The following is a 24,537-nucleotide window of genomic DNA, read 5'->3' as shown; positions in this document are numbered from 1 at the left end:
CTCGGCGGCGGCTTCTCCCAGGCGATCGGGGTACCCACGAAGGTTGAGGGCACGACGATTCGCCTGCCGGAGTACACCTTTGAGGTGGCTGTCGCCTGCAGCGGGTTAAAGACCATCATCTCGATGTCCGCCCTGGGCGCACTCTACGCCTGGCTGGTCGAGGCAGCGCTGTACAAGCGAGTGGTGCTTTTCCTGGCCTCCTTCCCGGTGGCAGTCCTGGCCAATGCGGCCCGCATTGCCACTACGCTGGTGCTCGGACACATCTTTGGTCAGAAGGCGGCCGAGGGGTTCTTCCACACGGCGTCAGGTTTGATCGTGTTCATGTACGCTCTCATCGGGCTGTTCGCAGTGGGGGGGCTGCTGCGGTGCACAAAGATGCGCGACGATATCTGATTGCTGCCGTGTTGCTGCTTGTTGGCGCGGGTGGCACCCAGGTGGCGCGCAGCCTGCGCGTGGTCGCTCCGACCTACAAGGTGGACTTCTCGCAGATGCCCGCGACCGTGGGTGCCTTCAAGAGCGAAGTCCTGCCGGTCGCGCAGACCGTCTACGACTACCTGCAGCCCGCGGCGATGGAAGAGCGGGTGTATCAGAGCCCCGACCGTCAGGTTCTGCTCTCGGCTATCTATGGAACCGACTGGCGCAGCATCCACGCGCCGACCGGGTGCTACCCCGCGCAGGGCTGGCAGATACTGCAGAACCATGAGCTGCAGATCCCGGCACCCGCTGGTTGCCCACATTCCGGGCCGATCAACGCGCGGCAACTGTTGGCCACCAAGGATGGCAACCAGGAGATGGCGATGTTCGTGTACGCCCGGCCTGGCGCGACGACCGCCGACTGGACCATTCATGTGACGAGGATGATCTCGGGCAAGATCGGCGCTGGCGGGCTGATCCTCATCCTCAAGACGAGCGTGAACGGGAACGATACCAAGAGTGCACAGCGCGCGCTCGTGGAGATACTGTCTGCGGTATATCCGGGGGCAGTGGGGTTCTGGTATCCGAAGGGCCAGCCTCAGGCACAGACTGCAGGCTAGGCCCGAGAGCTGTGCGCCAGGGCAACAGTGGTTCTGACGAAGCGCACATACTGGGAGTGCGTTCATGGACACCGAAGGTCACACGCAGCCGACCTCGAGACGCCTCGGGCGCGCTCAGCGTGTTGACTCCCTGGGCTACCTGGCTGCGAAACGTCTGCTTGATATCGCCGGGGCCTTCGCGGCTCTCATCATCGCCTCGCCCATCATGCTGGTCACGGCGCTCGCAGTGGTCCTGGACTCGCCTGGTCCGGTCTTCTACTCCCAGTACCGTCTGGGACGAGACGGCAAGCCCTTCCACTTCTACAAGTTCCGCTCGATGAACGCTGCCGCGCCGGACCTGCGCGACAGCCTTGCCGCCAGCAATGAGGCGACGGGTCCGGTGTTCAAGATTCGTCGCGACCCTCGCATCACCCGAGTGGGGCGAATAATCCGGCGCTACAGCATCGACGAACTCCCGCAGCTATTCCACGTCCTGCGCGGGACCATGAGCCTGGTCGGCCCGCGCCCTCCCATCCCCTCAGAGGTTGACGAGTACGAGCCCTGGCAGACCGAGCGCCTCGCGGTGAAGCCCGGACTGACGTGTCTGTGGCAGGTGAGCGGACGCAGCGACCTCGGCTTCGACGACTGGGTGCGACTGGACATCGAGTACGTCCGTCACCACGATTTCTGGGTTGACCTCAAGCTCCTGCTCCTGACGATCCCCGCAGTCCTTACCGCGCGCGGTGCCTACTGATTCGCCTCCCGACCGATTGCCGGTACCAACAGCAGTCCCGCCCGCCACCGCAAACGAAAGGCAGAGGGGCACGCCGTGGGCGCACTCCCTCTGCCGCAGGAGGCTCTGTGACCGGGCAGGGCGTCTAGCGCATCTTGTGTACGACCTCGGCGACGCTGGGCCACAGCTCACGGTAGATCGCGAACTGCTCCTGGTAGCGCTCATGCTCCGCGGCTCGCGGCTCGTAGGCGTCCTTTTCCTTGACGAGAGCCTCCACGGCATCGGGCACTGAGGAGTACACGCCGGCCTGGACGCCGGCGAGCATTGCCGCTGCCTGGCAGCCGCTCTCGCTCACGTTGAGGGTTACGCATTCCTTGCCGGTGATGTCGGCCTTGAGCTGGGTCCAGTAGGGGCTCTTGCTCCCGCCACCGGTGCAGCGCAGCCGGTCCACGTGGACACCGGCGTCCTCGAGGCCCTGGAGGTTCAGGGCCAGCTCGTAGCACACGCCTTCCAGCAGACCCTTGATGAAGGTCTTCTGGGTGCAGCCGATCGTCAGCCCTGCGATCACGCCCTTGGAGAGCGGGTCCATGTAGGGAGTGCCCGAACCGGCGAAGTAGGGGATGAAGAACAGCCCCGAGGGCCCTTCGGGGAGGTCGTTCAGGAGCAGGTCGTAGACGTCTCGATTCTCGGCCTCAGCCTGCGTGACCTCGGCCTTAGCGAACTGGTCGCGATACCAGCGGAGGAGCGACCCGGCGGAGTAGTTGAAGGCCAGACTAGCGTACAGATCGCCGCAGACGTGCGGGTAGCAGCAGTAGTTGCGGGCCAGCATGTCCGCGGTGAGCACCGGCTTCTCGAAGGCGACGGTGATGCACTCGACGGTCCCATGGCCATCGACGGCCATGCCCTCGCGGATGATCCCGGCCCCGAGGGCGTTCATCGGCTGGTCATGGCCTCCTGCGACGACCAGACAGCCCTTGGGCAGACCGGTCTCGACGGAGGCTTCGGCGCTGATCTCGCCCACCACGGAACCCGGGCGGATCGGATCGGCCAGCATGTCACTGGAGATCCCGGCGACCTCCAGCACCTCCTCGGCCCAGCACTTGTTGACCACGTCGAAGCACATGGTGCGGCCGGCAAGGCTCCAGTCAAGGCGAGGCTGCAGGCCGAGCTTGTAGAAGATGATGTCCGGCCACAGCAGGTACTTCCAGGTCTGCTTGTGGACGTCAGGCCGGTGCTCGCGCAGCCACATGATCTTGTTCAGCGAGAAGCTCGGGTGCAGCGGCATGCCGGTGATCTCAAACATGCGCTCAGCGCCCAGAGTGTCATGCCAGCTGTTGGCCTCGTCGACCGCGCGGTTGTCCGGGGAGACGATCGTGTTATAGAGGAACTCGCCGCTCTTGCCCACCGGGGTGAAGGCTTCGCCCAGGGCAGAGAAGGAGACGGCCTGCACGGGATCGCCGCCGGCAGCCCCGCTCACCTTGCGGAGGACCTCACAGATCGCGCTCCACACATCATCGGGCCGCAGCTCGATCATCGCGGGACCCGGGTACACCTCGGCATACTCGCGCGATGCTGTCGCGAGCTGCTGTCCTTCGGCGTCGAAAAGAATGGCTTTGCAGTTGGTGCTGCCAATATCCATGCCAATGAGGCTCATGGCAAATCCTCCGACTGGTGTCTTCGCGGTAGTCGGCGGCTTCGGTCCTGGAGGCCGGCCGTCGGCGGTCTACAGCCCCAGCGCCTGCTCCCACTTCTGGCACAGTAGCTCCGTCTTCTGGCTTGCGCGTCCCACGTAGAGCCTGGGATCATCGAGGAGTGCTCGCTGGGCAGGCGTGAACTTCTCCAGGTACGGCGCCAGGTCCTTCTCTTCGCGGAGTATCTCGCCAAGAGGTCGCCCGGTAGCCTGAGCCTGCAGCGTCAACTTCCGCAGGGCCTCGTGGGCGTCTGGATGACCGTGCGCGGCAAGCAGGATGTAGGCGGGTTCGGCGGCGATCATCCCGTGGGTCATGGCGAAGTTCGCGGCCATTCGCTCGGGATCGGTCACCAGCTTGCCCATGACGCGCTGTAGCCGCCGGGTCGAGTTCACCAGCATGACAATGACCTCCGGCAGGAAGCGCTGCGAGGCCGAGTTGGTCAGGTCGCGCTGGTGCTCGGAGATCTGGTCCAGGTACACGGTCTGCATGCGGGCCACGACGACCTTCCAAAGGCTCTTCACGTTCTCGAAGTTCCAGGGGTTGCGCTTGTGGGGCATGGTTGAGGAGCCGACCTGGTTGGCCTCGAACTTCTCCCCCACCTCGGCGATTTCGGTCCGCTGCAGGTGTCGCATGTCGTCCGCCAGGTTCGCGAGAACGCCGAAGGCGGACACCAGCGCGTGCATGTAGTCCGTGGCGAACTCGGCCTCAACAATCTGGGTCGAGGAAGGTGAGGGCTCGAGCCCCAGCTCACCCAGGACCTCCTGCTCGAACTCAAGGGGATCGTCGAAGAGCAGGCTGCTGGCGTTGTACGCGCCGACGGCGCCACTGATCTTGCCGCGCAGGTTGTCGGCTGCAGCCCGAAGGGCCTCGATCCGCCCGCCGAGACGGCTGACATACTGGGCAATCGCGAAGCCAAAGGTGATGGGGACCGCGTGCTGGCCATGCGTCCGGCCCATCTGCAGCGTATCCTTCTCACGCCGTGCCAGGTCGATGAGCGTCTTCTCCAGCTTGATCAACTCGGGGATGACCGCGTCATGCGCCGCCCGTTTGAGTCGCAGAGCCAGCGCGGTGTCCTTGACGTCGAAGCTGGTCATGGCGAGGTGGATGAAGGGCTTGGCCTCATCGCTCACGTGCCGCTGCAGGCAGTTCACCATCGCACGAGTATCGTGGTGGATGCGAGCGTCCTCCTCGTGCACCTCCTCAGGAGTGACGAGGTGAATGGCCTGGGCGACCTCCTCAGCCACTGCCTCGGAGCAGAGCTTTCGCCGTGCGAATACCTGCACGGCCGCTGCCTCGACCTCCAACTCCGAGAGGATATAGGCACGCTCGGTTACATGGGGCCCGAGCAGCTCGATCATCTTCGGGTCGTCGCCGTAGTAGCGGTAGTCCAGGGGTGACACGCAGTCAAAGATGCTGAATTCCATCTTGCACCTCTCATTCACGATTGGCGGTCACGGGCGCCAGGACCTCGATCAGCACAGCATCAGAGGGCCAGGCAAAGGGCTGGCGGAGCTCGACGCGACGGCTGCTGATCGCAGAGTAGACCACGGCGGAGAGCGTCGCAGGCAGTTGCGGTAGCTGCAGGAGTGCGCCGGGCGTGTCGCAGTATAGCGCATAGTCATCGCCCCTGCGCAGCAACTCCAGGGAGCCATTTCGCAGGTTTGCCCGCAAGACCTCCTGCCCGCTGAGTTGCAGGAGGACCGGCTTGTCGGAGACGCGACCGTCGGTGGTCACGGGTGCAGTGCCGGCGCTGTCAAGGGCCAGGATGCTCTGCTTCTCTTTGACCAGATGGGGCCGGATCTTCTGCGCAGTGTTCGCGGAGGAGGTCACGTACTTGATGACCCATTGCGACGCCTCGGCAGCAGGCGTGCCATCCAGGCTCTGCCAGACGCAGGCGGTCGTGGCGTCTGCGCCCTGTACCTGGGCCGCACTGCCGATCTGGACTCCAAGGGCACCGGCGGCAGCCTTCTCTCCTGCCCGCAGAGCACCCGTAACGGCACAGAAGGCGGGCGTCGCGATCCACAGTACGCCGGACTGGTGGTCGATCACCAACTCCTGGGTGTCGGAGGAGTAGGCTCCGCGCTCGAAGTTGGTGTGGTCGACCGGGATCTTGTGGAGCTGCCCGAGAGCGTCGAGGGCGACCCGAAGCTTGATCGGGTCCTCCAGCCGTCCGAAGATGTAGTTGCCGCGCTTCATGTCGCGAAGGCCGAAGCAGAAGCGGCCGTCCTCGCTGATGCCGATGGCGCGAAGCTGACCGTCGGAGCCGAGGGCCTTAGTCGGGAAGGGACGCACGTCCTCCAGGTCGCACAGCCCACTAGCCCCGAAGCCCGTGCCGCCGAATCTGAAACGAAGGGAATCGACGGTCGGCCCGGGAGCCGGGTAGCCACTTGCCGCAGCAGCGCTCGTGTTCCCGCGGCCATAGCAGTCGGTGGAATCGCGGTCGGCAGACAGGATCGTCTGGTTCCCGGTGTACTCGGCACCGGTCCGTCCGGCGGCGAGAGTCAGGTCGGCGAGGCTTCCGCAACTGCGATCGAAGAAGGCGTTACCCAGGCGAACGACTCGAGAGAGCTCATACACCGCACCGGGCAAGGGATCGGCGCCCGGGTAGAACACATCGGCAGTCGAGTAGGCCACAGCGGCACTGTGCTCCGCGGGCTGAATCCGCCCCTGCAAGAAGGCCCGTCCGCAGAGGGCTGCAAGGCCCCATCGCACCGGATCATGGCGCACATCGAAGTAGTCCAGCGACCGAGCGCCGGGCTGCGCACTGTAGGTGAACAGGATCATCGCGTCGATGTCCTGCAGGCAAGCGTAGGCGGTCGCCTCGAGCATTCCGGCCGAGCGCGAGTTGTTGGGCCAGCACGCGCCCCACTCGCGGATCACCAGAGGCTTGTTGAGGACTCTGGCCGCCGCCGCTCGGGGTGCGAAGGCGTTCCCCTCCTGATCCGAGAGGACGTTCAGCCCGGAGAAGAAACCGGGAAGCTGCCACTCGCTGCCCTGGCGGAAGTAGGGGTGATCGTGGTAGTAGTTGGTGGCCGTGAAGTCCAGCTCGTTGGCACAGGCCCACAGGTCGGGCAGTACCTCCGGCTTCGTCACTGCGGACAGGGGGCAACGCAGGCCCCGCGAACGAAGGTAGTTGGACATGCTGCGGAAGTACTCGCGATGCACCGCCGCATAGAACAGGTTGCGGCCGGCCATGCGAGGAACCCCGGCGTCTGAGCCTTGCGTGACGCCCGGCAGCGCGACATTGCCCCGCCGAGGGTCCTCGTCATCCTGCAGACAGCACTTGCCTGTGCGGTCGGTCCAGGATCGCGCCAACTCCTCGCGCGAGCCATAGTGCGAAAGTAGCCAGAAGTTCCAGCGTTTCACGAGCTCCTCGCGGTAGGGAGACAGCAGATTCCCGAGGCGCGTCTGCTCGTGGAACAGCCCGTTCTCGTCGCACAACTCCACCAGGCACACTGCCGGGTCGGCGGCATAGGACAGCCGGGTGTATGGGTTCACATGATCGAAGAGGAGCATCCCGGCGTAGTCGCGCTGAAGTTCCTGCAGTCGCTCGTTGAACACCGCGTAGGGCTTGGCGCCACGACCCAACCGTGGCCCCTGCGGAACACCCTCGGCTTCCTGGAAGGTGCGGTAGTCGAGCAAGTCCAGGTAGATGTAGATGCCACGGGACTTGAGGCGGGCGATCCAGTAGTCCAGGCAGTCCAGACGGGAGAGGTCCAGCCGCTGCTTGGAGCTTGCCAGAGCTGCGGGAAGTAACCCCGTCTCGTCATCCACATGATGCAGCCGCACCAGGTTGAAGCCGGCACGGGCGATCGCATCGACGGCGGCATCGATCACCGGCTTGGGCTGGAACACGGCCTCCTTGGCGACATTGAGGCCCCAGAACCTGGCGCGGATTCCGTCCTCGAAGTAGAAGCGGCCATCGCGCCCGGCGAAGAGATGGCCATGGCGACCGGCCGGCGCCTCGAGAAGGTCGGAGTAGTCGGCGACGGTCGCCGCCGGGAACTCGGAGAGGTTCGGGTCGAGCAGAGGTGGTGCAGCTCCGGCCGGGACAACTCCTGCTGCGCTTGCGACCCGAGCATCCCCGGCCCCCCACAGCAAGGTGAGCATCACCAGGCCAAGGCACACGGCGCGGACCCTCGCCGCCATCAGCGCAGACTCCCTTCGGCAGAAGCGGCCAGAGCGGAAGGAGGGGCCAGCTCCGGTGTGATCGTCGTGAAGGTGACGCCACGCTTGCGCAACTCGGGGATGAGATTGGGCAGCGTGTCCAGCGTCTCATCCTCGCCGTTGTGCAGCAGCACGATCCCGCCAGACTGGCATTGCCGGGCAAGCTCCGCCGCGATGTTCTTGCCGTCGCGGCCCGGGAAGCTGGTGATGTTGCAGGTCCAGAAGACCGTGCTCATTCCCAGGGCGCCGGCCGCCGCGCGAACTGTTGCATCGTAGTACCCGCCGGGAGGGCGGAACAGGGACACGGTCTCGCCGCAGGCCTCACGGATCGCCAGCCGGCACTTCACGAGGTCCTGCTCACACTCCAGGGAGGACAGGTTGCGTAGACTGTAGTGAGCGTAGGAATGACAGCCGATCTGGTGTCCACGGCGGCGGATCTCTCGGGCCAGCTCAGGGTAGAGCGTCACCTGCTTGCCGACCAGAAGGAAGGTGGCCTTGATGTGCTCTTTGTCGAGCAGGTCGAGAATCCAAGGGGTGATCAGTGGGTGCGGCCCGTCGTCGAAGGTTAGGGCGACCTGGCGCTCTCGCCCGCGGAGAGTATGTATCTCCGGGGCAACGGCACGCGGCTCGAGCCCGAGGGCCCGGTAGGCAACGAGCAGATCTGACCGCAGACCGGGCACATCGCCGTTGCACGCATAGGCGCTCTCGAAGGCGGCCGCAGCGCTCTCGGCCTGCCCCAGTCCCATCAGACCGTGACCGGCAAGCTGCTTGAACACTACCGGCGAGATCGGCGGCAGCAGGACCTCCTCGAGCATCTGGGCGGTCGCAGTGCGCAGTGCGACCTCCACGGGTGCGAGGGTCCGGTTGCCGTTGCGGATGCTGACGCGGAGTCTGGCCGTCCGCAGGACGCGGCCTGCAGGCCCACAGCCGTCCACACGGATCTCGGCCGGTCCCGCGGGGAACTGCCGCGTGTCGAGGGTGATCCGGTAGGGCTTGACCGCGGTGACCCCGGCGAAGGCGTCGTTGACCAGGACGGTCACGTACTCCAGCTCGACTTCAGGGCCGGTCGCGACTTCGAAAGTCGTAACGCCCGAGACGGTCTGGCCGTCATGGGGACTGGCGACGCGGAAGTCAGCGGGTGGGGCAGGCGTAGCAACCGGCGCCGGAACTGCGGACGCAGGAGCGGCAGTTGGTACCGGCGGTGTCGGAGCTGCAGCGGTCGGCGTCGGTGCCAGGGATGGCGGCACAGGCTGCGGCTCGACAAGCGGCACGCGCTGTTCATCTGCCGCGCGATGCAGCTTCCAGTAGGCGACACCGGGACTGAGGAGACAGGAAGGCAAGTCCAGTGGCGCCCGGCTCCTGCGAGCCGCCGTGTACCCGTCTTTGTTCAGGAGCTGCGCTGCGGGGAGCGCGTCACCCCGGGCCAGCGAAGCGGCAGCGAAGGCATACCGGGCAACGCCCTGGTCGGGTTCACGATCGAGGGCGGCCTGCGCGTTCTGGAGCGCCGTGTCATAGAGCCCGAGAGCACAGGTGGCGTACGCTTCGGCCGCCAGTGCGAGCGCTGGTCGCAGAGCACAGGAAAGGGCTGCGTGGTACTGGGCTTCGGCCTCCCGCCAGTTGCCCGTCAGTGAGAAGGCGGTTCCGGCACCGAGGCGTGCGCAGCCCAGGTTAGGGTCCAGCATCTGAGCGTCGGCGAAGGCCCGTGCTGCTTCGCTAGTGTGGCCAAGGAACAGCTCGGCGGCACCCACGCCAACACGAGCGACCGCACAGAGCCGGTCGGCCTGGGCTTCCGCCGCATAGAGGTCTCGGGCCTGGGCGAAATCGCCGGCCTGCAGCGCTGCGGCGGCAGTCAGCAGGCCTTCGCTCGCGTCCGCGACCTGGCCGGCAAGGGCCAGGACGACAGCGACGACAAGCCAGCACCCTCCAAAGGTCGTCCTTGCACAGAGGTTCAAAAGTTGGGATCCTTGCTGAAGGATGAGGTGTGACTGAGGCTGACCTCGCCGGCCAGAAAGCGGTGACGTTCCGCACCGATCTGGACGATCAAGGCGCCTGTGGCGTCGAGGTCAACCGCGAGCCCCGTCACTTCTCTACTGCCCTCTCGCAACGTTACCGCGCAACCGAGGGTGATGTCAAGCTCACGGAAGGCCCTGGCCACCTGGCGCGCCCCGTCCTCGGTCAGAAGCCGGTACCAGGGCTCGAAGTGACGCAGAATTGCCGCTAACAGAGCCTCCCGCGGAGGGACCGTGGCGGCATGCGGCGCGAGGCCGACTGCAGGCAGCCCGGCGGCAGCAAAGGGTGGAACTGGCCCCACGTTCAGCCCGAGGCCTGCCACGCAGAAGTCGGCGTCGCCCTCGACAAGGATCCCGGCCAGCTTTGCAGGAGTGCCAGAAGGCTGCAGCAGAACCAGGTCGTTGGGCCACTTCGTGCGAACCGCGAGGCCTGTGAGCTCCGTCACGGCTTCCGCGGCGCCCACTGCCAGAGCCAACCCGATCAGGCCGCGCAACTGTGGGTCGACGCTGGGTCGCAAGAGGAGGGTGAATAGCAGCGACCTGCCGGACTCATCCTGCCACGACTTGCCCCGACGTCCTTTGCCACGGGTCTGCGTGTCGGCGACGACGACGAAGCCTTCCGGAGCGCCCTGCCGGGCAAGCTCCAGGGCACGGTCGTTGGTGGACCCGATGCTGGCGTGGTACTCAAGGTCGGAGATCAGGGAGAGGACTTGGAGTGCCTGGTGAAGGGTCTCAGAGTTCATGGCAGTCACAGCGAAGGCCGCCCCTGACTGGCGGGCGGCCGAGTACGAGCTCAGGTTGTCGGCCCCGGCGCGGTTCGCGCAAGCTACTGGGGCTTGCCCACACGGAAGCCGCCGTCCTCGGGCGTAAGTCGGTAACCGGCTTCGTCGGCCAGGACCCGGAGCGCTGCGTCGGCCGGAACATCATGGAAGCTGTAGTTGACGCGGTGCCCGCCGACTTCGGGCGCAACGTCGACTCGCACCCCTGTCTGGTCGCTGACGGCCTTGATGGCTGCCCGAAGCTCGGTTTCGCGGAGGACCAAGTTCACATCGGCGGGAGCCGACGTGGGCTTCCGTTGGGGCTGAGCAGGCGACGCCGGCGTCTTGTAGCCGGGAAGGCGTACGTCCAGGTCGGTGCTGGCGCCGGGGACCTGACTGCGGAGCTCGATCCGCAGTTGCTGCGTGCCGGCTGTCTGCGGCAGCATCCGCACGGCCACGGTCGTCCGGCGGCTCGCGGGAAGCTCGCCCTTGTAGATGACGCCGCGCTCTGCTGCGTTGGTAACCTCAAGCCCGCCCGCAGGCGCCACGCTGACGACTGCGTCAGGGATGTCGACACTTGGGGTTATGACCAGTGCGGCAACACTGGGCTGGCCCACCTCGCGGAGACGGGGCGGCACCAGGTCGACGCTCAGCAAGTCGCGGTCTGCAGCATCGCTGAGGTCAATACAAGGAGCAATTGACTTGGCGGCACCAGGCGCCATTGACGCTGTAGAGAGCGTGAAGGGGCGAGGAAGCTCGCCGCCTCTGGCGCTCCGCACGGCGGGAGTCGGAGCCGCAGGAACCATGGCTTCGGCCATCGATGCCCCCAGGCTGGGCACACCGCTCGCGATCGACCTTGTCGCCAGGCCCTCGTCGCGGCCTGCCAGCAGGTTGGCGAAAGCTGATGGCGTTTCACGCTCAGTGACGGGCGCAGGCGGAGGTGGCGGCACAGGAGCGCGCTCGTCGTGCTCGGCAACCGTAGCCGGCGCTGCTAGAGAGCGGCCCCGTCTCGATGCAAGCCGTGACAGCCGGGGTCGCGGTCTCGTCGTCGTCCGTGGAAGCACTCGGCTAGACCCGGCGACCACTGCCGGTGTGGGACGCGCCTCCGGCACTGCTGAAGGAGCGACCGGCTTCTCCGAGACAGAGGCTGGTGGCGCGCCTGAGGCTGCCGAAGCTTGCGGCGCTGGTCGTGACACGGCCGGCGGAGTGATGATCCCGGAGTTGAGTGGCCCACGGTTCAGCACCGCGACGAAGCCAAAGAGAGCGCACGCGGCCACTGCAAGGGCACCTGCCGACTGCCAGGACCAGTGCCACGCAAAGCGCGGTCTGCGAGCAGTCTCGGCGTCTACCTCATCAAGGGCGGCGCTGATCTGGCCCAGCAGTCTCGCCGGGGGAGTGACCTCAGGCAACTGCCCGAGGGCCGTCACCGCCAACTGGAAGTCAGCCAGATCGCGCGCACAATCCTCACAGGCTTCGAGGTGCTCCTGGAAGCGCTGAAGTTCCGGCGGCGGGAGTTGGCCGTCCAGATAGGCGCTGAATTGGTCACGGCACTTGCGGCAGTCCATGGTCACACGTCTCTCGTGGTATGCCCGGCGTCAGGAGCCCTAGAACCTCGACCGGAAAGCCTCCCGGTCGGGGGTAGGACTGCCGGGTTAGCGGAAAAGTTCCAGGTGCGACCCAAGCGCCTCTTTGAGGGCGTGTCGAGCCCGGTTCAGGCGCGATTTGACGGTGCCCAAGGGCACTCCCAGGGTCTCGGAGATCTCCTCGTAGGAGAGCCCGTTCAGGTCGAACATGATCAAGACGGCACGGTGGTCGGCCTGCAGCCGGCCCAGGGCCGTCTGCACGAGGCTCTGGCGCTCGCGCTGCTCCGCCGCGGCTGCCGGATCGCTGCGCTCGTCCGGGATCTCCATCTCCTCGAGGGAGCCCTGATCGTCTTCGTCCTGCACCGTGAGCGAGTTGACGGTGCGGTCCTGATGTCGAAGCTGGTCAAGGCAGACATTGGTGACAATGCGGTAGAGCCAGGTGGAGAAGGTCGCGTCCTGGCGGAAGCGGGGCATGGCACGGTAGGCACGCACAAAGGCCGCCTGAGTAGCGTCGCAGGCGAGGTCGGGGTCGCGCAGCATGCGGAAGGCAACGTTATAGGCCAGGGAGTAGTGCTGCCGCACCAGCACATCGAAGCTGGCACGGTCCCCCTCCCTGCTGCGCCGGATCAGCTCGGCGACATCGGCCTGCAAATGCGTCACATCCTGCCCAGCATCACAGTCGCTCGGAGAATACCTGCTTGTCCGTCACCAACACTTCCACACGCCACCCGGACCGCCCGATCAGGTCGACACTCACCGCATCACCAGGCCGGTGGACGCGGTCGTAAACGGTGTCATCGTTGCCGTCAGAGTCGTGCAGGATCACCTGCACCCGCTGCAGCGGCGCTCCCCGCGGAACGGCAACTCGCACACGCCGGTACAGCCAGGTGGTGCCGTCTGGATCGACGATGCGCCCGAAGTCGCGCCCGCCACTGACGGTCAGGACGATCCCATGACCGCGCTCAACCTGGCTCCCCGCCTCAGGATCCTGGCTCAGCACCTCGTCGACCGGCACGTCACTGGCTTTGCGCCGGACGTCACCAATCCCAAGGCCTTTCTCGCCGAGACGGCTCTCCGCAGCAGGCAGCGTCAGGCCCTCCACCTTCGGCATCAACACCGAACGCGGCCCCTTACTGACGGTGCACTCGACCACCCGCCCTCGCTTGACGCGCTTTCCCTCATAGGGCTTGGTGGAGATGACCCGATCCTGACCGATGTTCGGGTCGAACTCGCGTCCGGTCACTTTGAGCTGCAGACCGGTCGCAGAGGCCACCTTCTGCGCGTCCGTTGCGGGCAGACCTTGCAGCGCCGGCACCTTTACAGGCTTCGGCGCGGTCCCCATGAGCCCCATTACTACCAGGGCGCCTGCGGCGGCGAACAACGCCAGGGTTACCGCAATTCCCGCGAGCCCTCGCACGAACTCCAAGAGGGCCAGCAGCACTCCCGTTGCTCTATTCATACCACTTGATCTAGCTCCCGTGCGGCTCACCACACGCCATCGTCAGAGCTCCCAGGAGGGTTTCTGGTGCCACCCGCTCACGCACTTCGACGGCCCCGATGCGGGGCACCAGGGGCAGCCGGAGCGCCCCGGCAGCGATCTTCTTGTCTTGCTGCAGCGCAGTCCACGCGGCATCGGCATCGATCCCGGGCACGTACGTCGGCAAGCCGGCCTGCTCCAGCAAAGCAATCTGCCGGTGCACTGTCTCCGCATCACACAGCCCGAGCTCCAGGGCCACCCGTGCCTCCGCAGCGATGCCAACTGCCACCGCCTCGCCATGGTGCAACTGCCAGTCGCCGGCGGCCCGCTCAAGGGCGTGACCGATTGTGTGGCCGTAGTTGAGGGCTGCTCGGACGCCCCGGTCAAAGGGGTCCTGCTCTACGAAGTGGGCCTTGATCTGGCAGTTGCGCGCCACAACATAGCGGACCGCGAGGCAATCGAGCGCCACGAACTCGTGCAGGTTCTCCTCCAGGTACTCGAACAACGCAACATCGGCGATGATCGCATGCTTGATCACCTCAGCCAAGCCGCAGCGCAGCTCCCTCTCGGGAAGCGTCACAAGGGTTCCGGTGTCGACCACAACGGCGGATGGCTGGTAGAAGGCGCCGATCAGATTCTTGCCCTTCGGGTGGTCCACCGCAACTTTGCCACCCACACTCGCGTCCACCTGGGCGAGGAGCGTGGTCGGCAGTTGCGCAAAGCGGATCCCGCGCCGGTAGGTGGCTGCCACAAAGCCTGCGACGTCGCCCACGACCCCGCCACCCAGGGCGAAGACTGCACCGCCCGCGTCGACACCTGCATCGACGAGAGCATCATACAGCATGGACACGGTCTTCAGCGTTTTGTGGGCCTCACCGTCAGGAATCGTCGCCAGACGGGGCTCCCAGCCCACGGCATGCAGCGACTCGAGAACCCTCTCGCCGAACAGCCTACCAACAGTCTCGTTCGTCACCACGGCGCAGCGGGTTCCGGCAACCAGGGGCGGGCAGAGCCGCCCAAGGCTCCTCAGTGCGTCGGGCGCAAGGTGAACGCCATACTCGCCGTTCCCAGCACACACTGGGACGCGCGTGAAGGGCTGCACCAGCAGGCATCCCCGGGCATCGCTGCCCAGCGCACTTCGCATCTCCCGCAGGATCGTTTCGCGCTCACCATGGTCCGTGCTGACGCGGAAGTCCGCCTGGGCATAGGCCTCGGCTCGCGCCGCAAGCAGCTCACGGATGGTGTCAAGAGGAGAACTCGTGAGCAGCAGAGGGCGCTCGCACCGCCGGCCAGTTCGATGCTGGATCGTCTCCGCCCGCGCCTCAAGGCAGATCACCGGTCCCGCGGCTTTCATCAGGCTAACGTTCTCGGGCCGCGTCATTGCTCCGCCGCCCGTCGCGACCACGGACCGTGGCCCTCGCAGCACCTTCCTCAGCGCCTCGGTCTCCAGCTCCCGGAAACACTCCTCGCCGTCCTCGGCGAAGATGTCCTTGATCTTCCTCCCTGCGAGGTCCTCGACGACGTCGTCCGTGTCGACGAAGGGAAGACGCAGCGACCCGGCCAGCCTACTTCCATTCGTCGTCTTGCCGGTTCCCATGAAACCCGTGATGAACACGGCGCGTGCCGGTGGCAGCAAGTCCATCGGTGCCTCACTCGTCCCAGTGCCACAGGGAGCGGCGGTCACGCAGGTAGCTGTCGCGTGCTGCGATGACGTCCCTGAGGTGGTCGCCGCCGAACTTCTCCAGGAAGGCCCGAGCCAGCTCGAAGCACACGACCGCCTCGCCGACAACCGCCGCGGCAGGAACAGCACAGACGTCGCTGCGCTCAGCATGCGCCTGGACCGGCGCCATCCCGTCGAGGCAGACCGACTGTAGGGGACGCGTCAGGGTTGGGATCGGCTTCATAGCGGCTCTTACCACGATCGGCTCGCCGTTTGAGATGCCGCCTTCCAGCCCGCCAGCGCGGTTCGTCGGCCTTCTGAAAGGCCAGGCAGCCGCTGTGTCTTCCGCCAGGGCGATCTCATCATGGACTTCCGAGCCCAGGCCGGACGCTGCCGCGAAGCCCATCCCGACCTCAACCCCTTTGATCGCCGGGATGCTCATCAGTGCGCCAGCAAGACGCCCGTCAAGCCGGCGATCACTTGCGACATGGCTTCCGACTCCTGGAGGCACCCCGAAGGCTCTCACTTCGAACACCCCACCAACCGTATCCCCGGCCTCCCGTGCGGCGTCAATGGTCGCTCGCATTGACTCTGCCGATCGCTCATCCGGGCAACGCACGTCGGAGGCCTCCGCCGCACGCAGCAACTCAGGAGACCACTCCTGCGGCCCTTCATACACCGCGCTACCTATCCGCACAACGAGGCTGCGCACCTCGATGCCCGCCGCCCCAAGCAGACACCGTGCCAGGCTGCCGATGGCAACGCGCGCCGCAGTTTCGCGGGCGCTCGCACGTTCGAGTACATTGCGCATGTCTTCATGCGCGTACTTTGTTGCCCCTGACAGGTCAGCATGGCCCGGCCGCGGGGTCCTTACCGCCCGCCCGGAACGCCAGCCATCCGGCATCGAGTCGGCGCACATTTCCTCAGACCAGTTGGGCCAGTCACGGTTGCGGATCTTCAGACCGATCGGCGAGCCAAGCGACTCGCCGTGCCGCACCCCCGACAGCAACTCGACTCGGTCCTGCTCAATCGCCATCCGTCCGCCCCGCCCGTAGCCTCGCTGGCGTCGCGCCAGTTCCGCGTCGAGCGTAGCGGCCACAATGGGCACCCCCGCGGGCATCCCGTCAAGGATCGCGGTTAGCGCCGGACCATGCGATTCGCCAGCCGTCAGATACCGGAACAAGGCTGTTCGACGCCTCCCCACTAATGGCGAACGGCACAAGGTGTAGGCCCCGTGCCGTTCGCAACTCGCATCTCTACGCCCAGGACTGCTACGGCGCGGGGATTGCCCGCACAATCCGAGGGGTTACGAAGATGAGCAGCTCAGAGGACGCCGTGCTCAGCGTCCGTGACTGGAACAGGCGGCCAACGATCGGCAGTTGCGAGAGCAGCGGGGTCATCTTGGTGTTGACCTGGTTCTGCTTGCGGATGATGCCACCAAGAACGACTGTCTCGCCGTCGGGAACGGTGACCTGAGTCTCCACATACTGGTCGCTGATGATCGGTGCGGACTCACCCATCGGACCGGTGTATGTCCCGACCTGGTCCGACATGTTCGGCATCAGGTACATCGTGACCGTGTCGTCCGCATTGATACGCGGCGTTACCTCAAGGTACTGCTCGATGTCGACTTCTTCAGTCGTATAGTCAACGGTGCGCTGTCCGAACTCGTTATAGGTGATCTCGGCCGACGTGTAGTAGGTCTGCGTCGAGAACTCGATGTATGCCGGCATGTTGTTCTGCGCGACCACATGCGGCTCGTTGATCACAGTACCACGGTTGCGGCTCGAGGTAATGCCAAGGGTCGCCTCGAACTTGCCGCGTGACCAGCGGACCAAGTTGTTGACAGCGGTGCCCGGAGCAAACCCAAGCTGGAAGAACTCGAGGCTGCCGTTGGATACGAGCCAGTCGATGCCGGCCGCCTTCTCGTCGGAGAGCTCGACCTCAAGGAACTTCGTCGATATCTCAACCTGCTTTGCCGGCTGGTCCAGCAGCGTCAGCAGCTCTCGGAGCTGGTCGATGGCACCCGGTTCGCCGGACACGAGAAGCGCGTTCTGCGGCATGAAGGCGATCACGGTGTCCACACCCGTCGGGCGCATGCTACCGGTGCCACCCGCCCCGCCGAACCCGCCGCCAAAGCCGCCCCGACGGCCACCGCCGCCGAAACCGCCGCCGCCGCCAAATCCGCTGCTTGACCCGCCGAAGCCGCCGCCCATCCCACGGCCAAGGCCGCCACCGAGGCCAATCTGTGCCCAGATGTCGTCCGCACCGGCCGAGGCCGACGTTGTGCCGCTATCGCCACCCCGATTCCGCGAGAGACGGTCCCTCCGGGACCCCTGGTCACGCCAGGACTTCATCCGCGCGCCAACGTCGCCGCCCTCTTTGACCGTTCCGCCCAGAAGAGTAGCGAGTTCGGCCGGGTCGGCGTAGTTCACGGGGATCAGCTTCGTCACACGCTCGGTGCTCGGCGCTGCGCTCGGCACCGCCTCCACAGTGCTCTCCACAAGCTGGTCGGACCCGTTCGGGCCACCAGCATTGTTCGATTCGTAACTGCCCGGGCCAGCCGCGGCTACCGTTGGAGCGCTCGCAACTACGGTCGGCTGACTCGCCGTCGCAATCGGCGCCGGAACGACCGTCGCAGCAGGCGTCGCCGGCGTCTCTGCAGCTACACCCGCGCGAGGTGCGGCCACTGTCGGCACGACTGGTGCAACCGGCGCACCGGCGACCGGCTGCCCTGTCTGCTCAGGGCCTGACGGCGACGTCACCGACGTTGCAGCTGTCGTGCGGCCGGAGATGCCGCCGGCGTCAGCCGCGCCCGCAGTGGTGTGCGCCGCCGCTGGGATGACGGGGGCAATTGCAGCCATGCTGCCTGCAGGAGCACTCGTCAGACGCCCGGCGGCCAGAGGCACCACTGGGCTCACCGGAGCCGACAGCGTCGGTCGGACGCTGCCCGTGACCGGCGCAGCCACCGACGCAGTTGCGACGAGCGCTCGCTCTGCAGCGCCCGTCGACGATGCGATGGGCGTACCCCCTGCAACTACGGGCACAGCCGGAACGATCGGAGCCACCGGAGCCGCAGATACGGATGGCCTAACCAGCGCGGAGGCAACCACCGGGGCCTCCTTCGCGCCTGCCGCAAGGACCGGCCGCCAAGCCTCTTGCTCCGCCGGCTTGAGCGCGTCGGCAGGCAACGGCTTCGACGTAACGATGTAGCCCATGTCCTGCTTGTACCAATTGAGCCCAGCCGAGAGCGCTATGGCGCGGAGGGCTTCCTCGAGGGTCACACCTCGCAGGTTCACGCCGGCGATCCGTCCCGTGACATCCTGTCCCACCACGATGTTGATGCCAGCCGCCTCTGACAACATAGTCATCACGTTGGCGACCGACTCGTCTTTGATGGTCAGGTTGATCGGGAGAGCGCCTGAGCCGTCCGTCTCGTCTGCCGCGAAGGCAGGCAGTGCAGTCAGGCACACGCAGATCAGAGCGACCACCCTTGCTACAGGCCAGCGCGCGTGGCAGTGGTTGGTTGTTACGACCATTGATACCCTCCCTGCGTGGGGTACACCCACGCCCGGCTGTCGCCTCCGTCACATATGGGCCGCTCGTCAGCTCAGCGTCGGAGGCATTGACTCACAGAAGCGCTCGAAGACCGCCACACCCGACCTGCTCTTCAGGGCGGGGGGTTACCGCCGTCTAGTAGTTCCGGTTGCTACGGTTACTGCGGTTACTGTTGTTGTTGTTGCCGCCACCGTAGCCGCTGTTGTTGTTGTTACCCCGACCGCCCCGGTTGCTGCCGTTGTTGTTTCCGTAGCCGCCGCTGTTGTTGCCATACCCGCTGTTGTTGCCGTTGCCACCGTTGCCGCCGCTGCCAGCGCTGCTGGTCATGTCCTCGACGACCATATCGGGGCCGCCAAAGGCGGTACCGATGCTGATCGGGTCAGAGCGGAACAGCGGGATGACGACAAAGTTAAGGTTTGTCCTCTGCTGCGTAAGCCCGAACATGCCCTGCTGTGTGGTTCCCGCCGCGCCCTGCTGGCTGCTGGCCACGGTCCGACCGGGGATGCCACCGAAGCCGCCACTGGCACTCGGCATTGAGAGCTCCATGCCCGCCGGATTCGCTTCAGGCATCATCGGCATCTCCATGCTGCCACCCATGCCCATCCCGGGGAACTGCGCATAGACGGCTGTCCCGGTCGCCGGCGTCTTTGCCTCAGGCCGGCTGAGAAGCCAAGTGTTTCCGCTCTTCGTAGCGGTGAGCCCGGCCTTCTGTGCAGCCGCCTGCACAGCTCGATCGACCGTCACGCCGTACAGGTTGAGGCTGACCGGGATCGAGCCGAACTCGGAAGGCAGGGCGTAGTTCACCCCGTAGTTCGCCTTGAGGGTGGACAGCACCTCCGACAGCGGCTTGTCAGCCCAGTTCACGGAAACCATCTGCGCGCCGCCGTCGGCCGACCCGACAGTCACCACGCCCAGAGCGAGCAGCATGACCAACGCCACCAACAGTCTCCGTTCCATATGTTGTCTCTCCTTCATCCTCAGCCGGGTTCTCTTCCGGCTGCAGCTCGCGACGAATGATTGCAAGCTATGATATCCAAAACGCAGGCAGATCAGCACTCCACACGCATTCTCTCCCCCGGGGACGCCTTGGCTCGCGTTAGGGCATGGAGCTTCCGCTGCCGGCTTCCATCCCTGCGGCGCCCTGCGCCGACTGCGTGGCAGCGGCACCGCCAGGAAGGACTGAGCCCCGGCCCGGGATGACTCGCTTGTCCGTGGTCCCCTGGCCGAGGTCGTCAGACATCCGCTTGGCGCCCCAGTACCTCTTCTCGGCGCCACTTCGCGGCTGTACCGGCATGCGGGTCTGCTCGCCGGTGTCGCTATTGCGTAGGATAACGGCCTCGGGCTCTACGCCTACTACTCGCCAGCGCTGTGATTCGCGCGTGTCTGGATTGGTCACGACGATCTGACCGCCCGGCGCCGCGAGGCGTGTACGTCCTTCCGCATCTTCATAGGTTGCGAAAGCCCTTCCCGGGGCGCCCGCGCGGAGATCCTGCTGCGGCCATACGACGCTACTCACGCGCACCATGTCAGCAAGGGGCGTCGGGTTCGGGGGTAACGGTGCGGGTGGGGCCGCCGGAATGCTCGGCTGCGGCAGGTTGGTGACCATACCCAGCGGCTGACGGGACCAGTCGATGCCATACCGCACCGCAGAAGTCCTGAACTTGACTTCGGCTTCAGGGGTGTCGATTGGAGCAAAGGGATTCGGGCGCGAAGGCTCAAGCGGCGACGTCGCCAGGCTCCACGTCCCGGTGTCGACGGGTGCCGTGCTCCCAGCCGCCGGAGCCGGAGCTCCCGGACCGCCGCTTGTCTCTCCCGGTGCTGCCGGGGGCGCGCCAGGGCTAGACGGCTCCGACGGCGAACCGCCCTCGGCCCCGCCCGCAGCTCCCGGCTCTCCCTGTGCAACCGCCACACTTCCCCCACGGGAAGAGGGGAGGACGAACCAGAGGCCGCACACGGCAGCTACGACCAAGGCAAAGATGCCGGCCGCGACCGCAGCCCTCGCTAGGTGCTCTCTATCCACGCTGGGTTCTCCTTGTGCCCGTGGTGGGCACGGAATTCGGTTCCGACACACGGCCAACTGCTGTATCGGTTACTCCTCGCCGCCTCCAGCGTCCGCTCCGCCTCCGCCACCCGTCTTGCCTCCGCCTTCTTCGCCCCCACCGCCACCGCCGCCCGGAGGCGGTGCTTCGGCACCTGGACCACCCTCGCCCGGAGGAGGCCCGCCTGCAGCCTCGCCACCCGGGCGTGCTCCGCCCGGAGGTCCGCCGGCGCCACCGGGAGCGCCACCCGGTGCGCGGCCGCCGGGACCGGCAGCAGCCGCAGCGGGAGCCGCTTCAGTAGCTTCAGCCAACAGGTAGATCGTCAGGATGATCGGTGCGACCACGACTTCCTCGTCCGGTCGATCGATCAACTCGCGCACTTGGTTGTAAAGGGGCGTCCCCACCAAATCACGCAGCCGGATGATACCCAGGTGATGGATGGTGATCGCCCGCGGGAAGTTCCGCAGCGACTTGTAGAGCCGCTCCACATCGGCCATGGACCCCGCAACCCACAAGGGGTTTCCGCCGCCAGGGATCGCGGTCCCCGCCGTCGCGCCAGACGGCCCGACGCCGAAGCGGATCCACTGGACATCGGTACCCAGAGGTGCATTGGGCGGCGTCCAGCCCTGCGTTCCCTGGATCAATACACAGCCGCTGTTGCGGATGAACTTCTCCACCAGCGACGGAAGGTCCTCCCGTGTTTCGCGCCACAGGTTCGTCATGGCGACGAAGGGGTGACCCATCGACAGGGGGATGGAGCGCTCGTCCATGATCTGGGCGAGCCCCTCGTGAGCCGTCTCCCAGTCCCTATTGACCTTGTCGAGATCGCCCTCGACCTTCTGCTTCTCCTGCGCTTTCTTTTGCTGCTCTTCGATCTTCTGCTCGATACTGGCTATCTCCGCCTGCTTGGGCTTCAGCATGAACATGTACCCGGCGACGGTCAGGCCCAGGATCAGGACGAGACCGACAGGCCCCAAGACAAACGGCGGTATCTTTCCCAGCATGGGTCAATCTCCCCTGACCGTTACATCCTCTGGCCGAGTTCAGGCCCTGTTCCCACCGCTGCAACAGTGACTACTCTTCTCCTGCTCCCGCATCGGCGCCGCCGCCCTTTCCAAGCCCGCCGCCACCACCCTTTTCTTCGCCACCGCCGCCGCCACCTGCTTTACCACCACCAGATGCTCCGGGCTCTTCGGCTCCTGGTGCGGCAGCTCCGGCCTCGCCACCGGGCGGTGCGCCACCCGGAGGTCCGCCAGCCCCGGCGGGTGCTCCGCCAGGAGCGCCACCCGGACCACCAGCGGGAGCGGCAGCCGCTCCACTGGCCGGCTGCGGAACCATGATGGGATGTACCAACTGGCACGTAACCAGGACGTCGATGCTACCGTCCAGCGCGGGCTGCACAGACAGAGCCTGCATCGCCGCGGCGCCGCCCATTGCGGCCGGACCGCCACCAGCGCCGGGCTCCGTCGGCATGCCGCTTGCTTCGGACGGGGAACCGGCCTCGGCCCCTGTCGGCATTCCGCCCTCCGGCGCTCCACCGGCGGCTCCCTGAGCGCCGCCGCCGCCACCGAGGCTAAGCCCCTGAAGGGCACCGGTTGGGATGCCAAAGTAGGGCAAGTTCCATTGCTGGAGTATCTGCGGCCACCGCGCTGCAACGACGCGACCCGCCGGTACCGCTCCAGAGATACGAACGTCAGTTATCTCGGGGCAGCGGATAAGGTTCAGAATGAAGCGGCCGAATTCGTTGGTGTTCTTTATCCTCACGCCGAAGGCGCAATCGACGCTGCCGGCAGGCCCACCGACGTGGTAGAGGGCTTCGCGGGAACCGTCCCCGACCAACCCGCCGGAGTTGTGGGCCATGATCCCAAAGAAGCGAAGCTCAGCGCCTCCGTAGATGAACTCAAGTATCTTGTACATTCGGTCAAAGTACGGGTACCCGCACTCGTCGGCCTGGTCGATGAAGGCCACCTTGTCGGCGATCGGCTGCAGGCGGCCTTTCTTCGCGCTGACCTCGCTCTCGAGCTTGCGAACCTCGTCAGCCAGCTTGGTGGCGTCGGCGAGTTCCTGGTTCTTTCTGCCAATTGACGTCTGCAGCGTCGTGAACAGGAAACCGAAGCCAAGGACTGCTGCCGCCAGGAGGAGGCCCATGACGGCCAGGATTCTCTTGTTGGTTCTGGCTCTCGGTATTCGGGCCGGCAGCAGATCGATTCTGAGCACAGTGACCCTCCCCGTTAGGGGCGCATTACGTTTCGCGCCAAGGCTCCCCCTGCAGCAAGCCCTACGCGTTGCTGTGAAGTGCTACTTTGCCACCGCCAAGCCCTACTCACCGCGGCAGGCCGGCCTAGCAGACCTGCTTGTGAGCCTATTCTACACCATGTCTCGCAGTGCCAACCCGAGGGCCACAACCATTGCCGGTCCGATCTCGTGGAGGTACTGGCGCGAGACCGCCTTGTCCTCGCACTGGATGTGCTCGAAGGGATCGGCGACAGTAGTGGTGATGCCGGTTTCGGCGGCCATGAAGTCCGCCAGCCCCTTCATCACGGCGGACCCACCCGAGAGCAGGAGCCGGTCCACTTCCTCGTTGCGGTGCTGTCGTCGGTAGAAGTCGATTGAGCGGCGGATCTCCGTTGCCAAGTCAACGAGAGAAGGAGCGATGGCCTCGTAGACGACTTCCCTGGCCGCCAGCTCATCCCCACTCAGAGCCGCGTCCGGTGTCCCAGCGGGAGGCTGGGGAGCCGAGGGCAGGGCGGTATCCGGCACGTCCACCTGCGTCACCGCGGCCTCGGTCTCAGCGCTTCTTCGACCCGTGGGCACTGCATCGGGGGCGGAGGCCTCGAAGACCGAGTCCACTTCGCCCTCGTCGAAATCAGAGGCCGGCGGCGGCGGCAGAGCCGTTCCCTCGCCGGTGTCATAGGCGCTTTCGGACAGGTCTGCGAACTGCCGCTTCACATACTCGGCGAGTTTCTCATCGCCCATGAAGTTCTGGCGTATGGTGCCTGTGAGTCCGCCTCCCGCGTTCGGAACCGAACGCACGAAGGTGAGCAGGCCTTTGCGGACGATGATGATCAGAGTCGCCGTAGCGCCGATGTGGACAATGCCGATAGTCTGGTCGGCATAGGCGCCATCAGCGACGTCGATGAGGGCGCGCGAAATCGCGAGGGGCTCGACATCGACCGCTACCGGGACCATTTTGGCGCTGAGCATGGAGTCGACGTGGGCGTTGACCATGTCCTCCTGAGCAACGGCAATGAGGACCTCCATGTTCTGCGCATTGGGGTCGGCGTCCGGCGGTTCGATAGTCTGGTAGTCGTAGATGGTTTGATCAATGGGGAAAGGAGTCTGACGGTCCAACTCCCACTGGATGGCCTCGTCGAGTTCCTTGCCGGACATTTTGGGCACTTCGGTAATGCGCACGACAACGGACGAATCGCCTCCGACGGACACGAAGGTCTGCTTCGTCTTGAAGCCGCCCATCTCGCAGGCCTCGTTGAGCGCACCTGCGACCGCAGCGGTGTCTACGACCACTCCCCCTTCGACGCTGTTCTCGGGGGTTGGCACAATAGCTGGTCGTCCGAGCAACTCAATGGAGGAGCCACTACGACGCAGCTCAACCGCTTTGATGGCAGAGCTTCCGATGTCGAGGCCCACGATGTGTTTGTGGCCCCTGGCCATGACGGGCTCCTCCTAAGGCTATGAGAGAAATCGTACACTCACGGAGAACTCGGCGAAAGTGTACCCTATGCAAACGGCTTCGTCAAGCAAGTCCTGCGCAGCAGTCTGGCCGTTGTTGAGCGCCAACCGTCGGTCCCTGAGATGCGCTTCTCCTCGCCCCAACAAGCCGATGGCCCC

19 protein-coding genes are annotated in these 24,537 nt (G+C 65.7%); 3 read left to right on the top strand and 16 right to left on the bottom strand.

The features are described 5' to 3' along the window. The 3 genes from ABFE16_10790 to ABFE16_10780 form a co-directional block, all read left to right on the top strand. Positions 1-393, top strand: a 393-nt coding sequence (locus ABFE16_10790; GenBank protein ID MEN6345780.1) for an exosortase/archaeosortase family protein, incomplete at its 5' end; no start/stop codon positions are given. Next, positions 366-1,034 (top strand): exosortase-associated EpsI family protein, encoded by a 669-nt coding sequence (locus ABFE16_10785; protein MEN6345779.1) that lies wholly within the window; start codon positions 366-368, stop codon positions 1,032-1,034. The genes ABFE16_10790 and ABFE16_10785, both read left to right, overlap by 28 nt. A gap of 64 nt (positions 1,035-1,098) precedes the next feature. Next, positions 1,099-1,767, top strand: a complete 669-nt coding sequence (locus tag ABFE16_10780; protein MEN6345778.1) for a sugar transferase — start codon at positions 1,099-1,101, stop codon at positions 1,765-1,767. A gap of 124 nt (positions 1,768-1,891) precedes the next feature. On the opposite strand, the gene ABFE16_10775 is transcribed toward ABFE16_10780, so the two are convergent. From ABFE16_10775 to pilM, 16 genes are all read right to left on the bottom strand, one after another. Continuing rightward, positions 1,892-3,400, bottom strand: a complete 1,509-nt coding sequence (locus tag ABFE16_10775; GenBank protein MEN6345777.1) for an FGGY-family carbohydrate kinase — start codon at positions 3,398-3,400, stop codon at positions 1,892-1,894. 69 nt (positions 3,401-3,469) lie between these two features. Next, positions 3,470-4,861 carry a lyase family protein gene (locus tag ABFE16_10770; GenBank protein MEN6345776.1) on the bottom strand — a complete coding sequence of 464 codons (1,392 nt, stop codon included), beginning with the start codon at positions 4,859-4,861 and terminating at the stop codon, positions 3,470-3,472. Between the two features lie 10 nt (positions 4,862-4,871). After that, positions 4,872-7,586, bottom strand: coding sequence for a hypothetical protein (locus ABFE16_10765; protein MEN6345775.1), 2,715 nt, complete (start codon positions 7,584-7,586; stop codon positions 4,872-4,874). Next, positions 7,586-9,556: a polysaccharide deacetylase family protein gene (locus tag ABFE16_10760; protein MEN6345774.1), complete on the bottom strand. Its 1,971-nt coding sequence runs from the start codon at positions 9,554-9,556 to the stop codon at positions 7,586-7,588. The genes ABFE16_10765 and ABFE16_10760 overlap by 1 nt, the downstream gene beginning before the upstream one ends. Beyond that, entirely contained in the window at positions 9,553-10,356 is an 804-nt protein-coding gene (locus ABFE16_10755) for a biotin--[acetyl-CoA-carboxylase] ligase (GenBank protein ID MEN6345773.1), read from the bottom strand. Before ABFE16_10755 ends, ABFE16_10760 begins: the two co-directional genes overlap by 4 nt. A gap of 83 nt (positions 10,357-10,439) precedes the next feature. Beyond that, complete coding sequence (locus tag ABFE16_10750; protein MEN6345772.1) at positions 10,440-11,936, bottom strand: anti-sigma factor; 1,497 nt, start codon at positions 11,934-11,936, stop codon at positions 10,440-10,442. An 87-nt stretch (positions 11,937-12,023) separates the two neighbouring features. Next, the gene (locus ABFE16_10745; GenBank protein MEN6345771.1) at positions 12,024-12,614 is read right to left on the bottom strand and encodes a sigma-70 family RNA polymerase sigma factor; all 591 of its coding nucleotides are present in this window, start codon (positions 12,612-12,614) and stop codon (positions 12,024-12,026) included. A gap of 13 nt (positions 12,615-12,627) precedes the next feature. Beyond that, positions 12,628-13,413, bottom strand: coding sequence for a PASTA domain-containing protein (locus ABFE16_10740; GenBank protein ID MEN6345770.1), 786 nt, complete (start codon positions 13,411-13,413; stop codon positions 12,628-12,630). A gap of 10 nt (positions 13,414-13,423) precedes the next feature. Continuing rightward, the gene (gene aroB / locus ABFE16_10735; protein ID MEN6345769.1) at positions 13,424-15,073 is read right to left on the bottom strand and encodes a 3-dehydroquinate synthase; all 1,650 of its coding nucleotides are present in this window, start codon (positions 15,071-15,073) and stop codon (positions 13,424-13,426) included. Positions 15,074-15,080: 7 nt separating this feature from the next. Further along, entirely contained in the window at positions 15,081-16,274 is a 1,194-nt protein-coding gene (gene aroC, locus ABFE16_10730) for a chorismate synthase (protein ID MEN6345768.1), read from the bottom strand. 88 nt (positions 16,275-16,362) lie between these two features. Then, positions 16,363-18,630, bottom strand: a complete 2,268-nt coding sequence (locus tag ABFE16_10725; GenBank protein MEN6345767.1) for a secretin N-terminal domain-containing protein — start codon at positions 18,628-18,630, stop codon at positions 16,363-16,365. A 154-nt stretch (positions 18,631-18,784) separates the two neighbouring features. After that, a complete protein-coding gene (locus ABFE16_10720; GenBank protein MEN6345766.1) occupies positions 18,785-19,606 on the bottom strand; it encodes a hypothetical protein in 822 nt (273 codons plus the stop codon). Between the two features lie 139 nt (positions 19,607-19,745). Next, positions 19,746-20,669, bottom strand: a complete 924-nt coding sequence (locus ABFE16_10715) for a hypothetical protein (GenBank protein MEN6345765.1) — start codon at positions 20,667-20,669, stop codon at positions 19,746-19,748. Positions 20,670-20,738: 69 nt separating this feature from the next. Continuing rightward, a complete protein-coding gene (locus ABFE16_10710) occupies positions 20,739-21,692 on the bottom strand; it encodes a hypothetical protein (GenBank protein ID MEN6345764.1) in 954 nt (317 codons plus the stop codon). Positions 21,693-21,762: 70 nt separating this feature from the next. Further along, positions 21,763-22,905, bottom strand: a complete 1,143-nt coding sequence (locus tag ABFE16_10705; protein MEN6345763.1) for a hypothetical protein — start codon at positions 22,903-22,905, stop codon at positions 21,763-21,765. Between the two features lie 150 nt (positions 22,906-23,055). Then, entirely contained in the window at positions 23,056-24,360 is a 1,305-nt protein-coding gene (gene pilM, locus ABFE16_10700) for a type IV pilus assembly protein PilM (protein MEN6345762.1), read from the bottom strand. Positions 24,361-24,537: the final 177 nt, after the last annotated feature.

It is taken from the genome of Armatimonadia bacterium (assembly GCA_039679385.1).
Classification (GTDB): domain Bacteria; phylum Armatimonadota; class Zipacnadia; order Zipacnadales; family JABUFB01; genus JAJFTQ01.
This window is presented reverse-complemented; position numbering and strand designations above follow the sequence as displayed.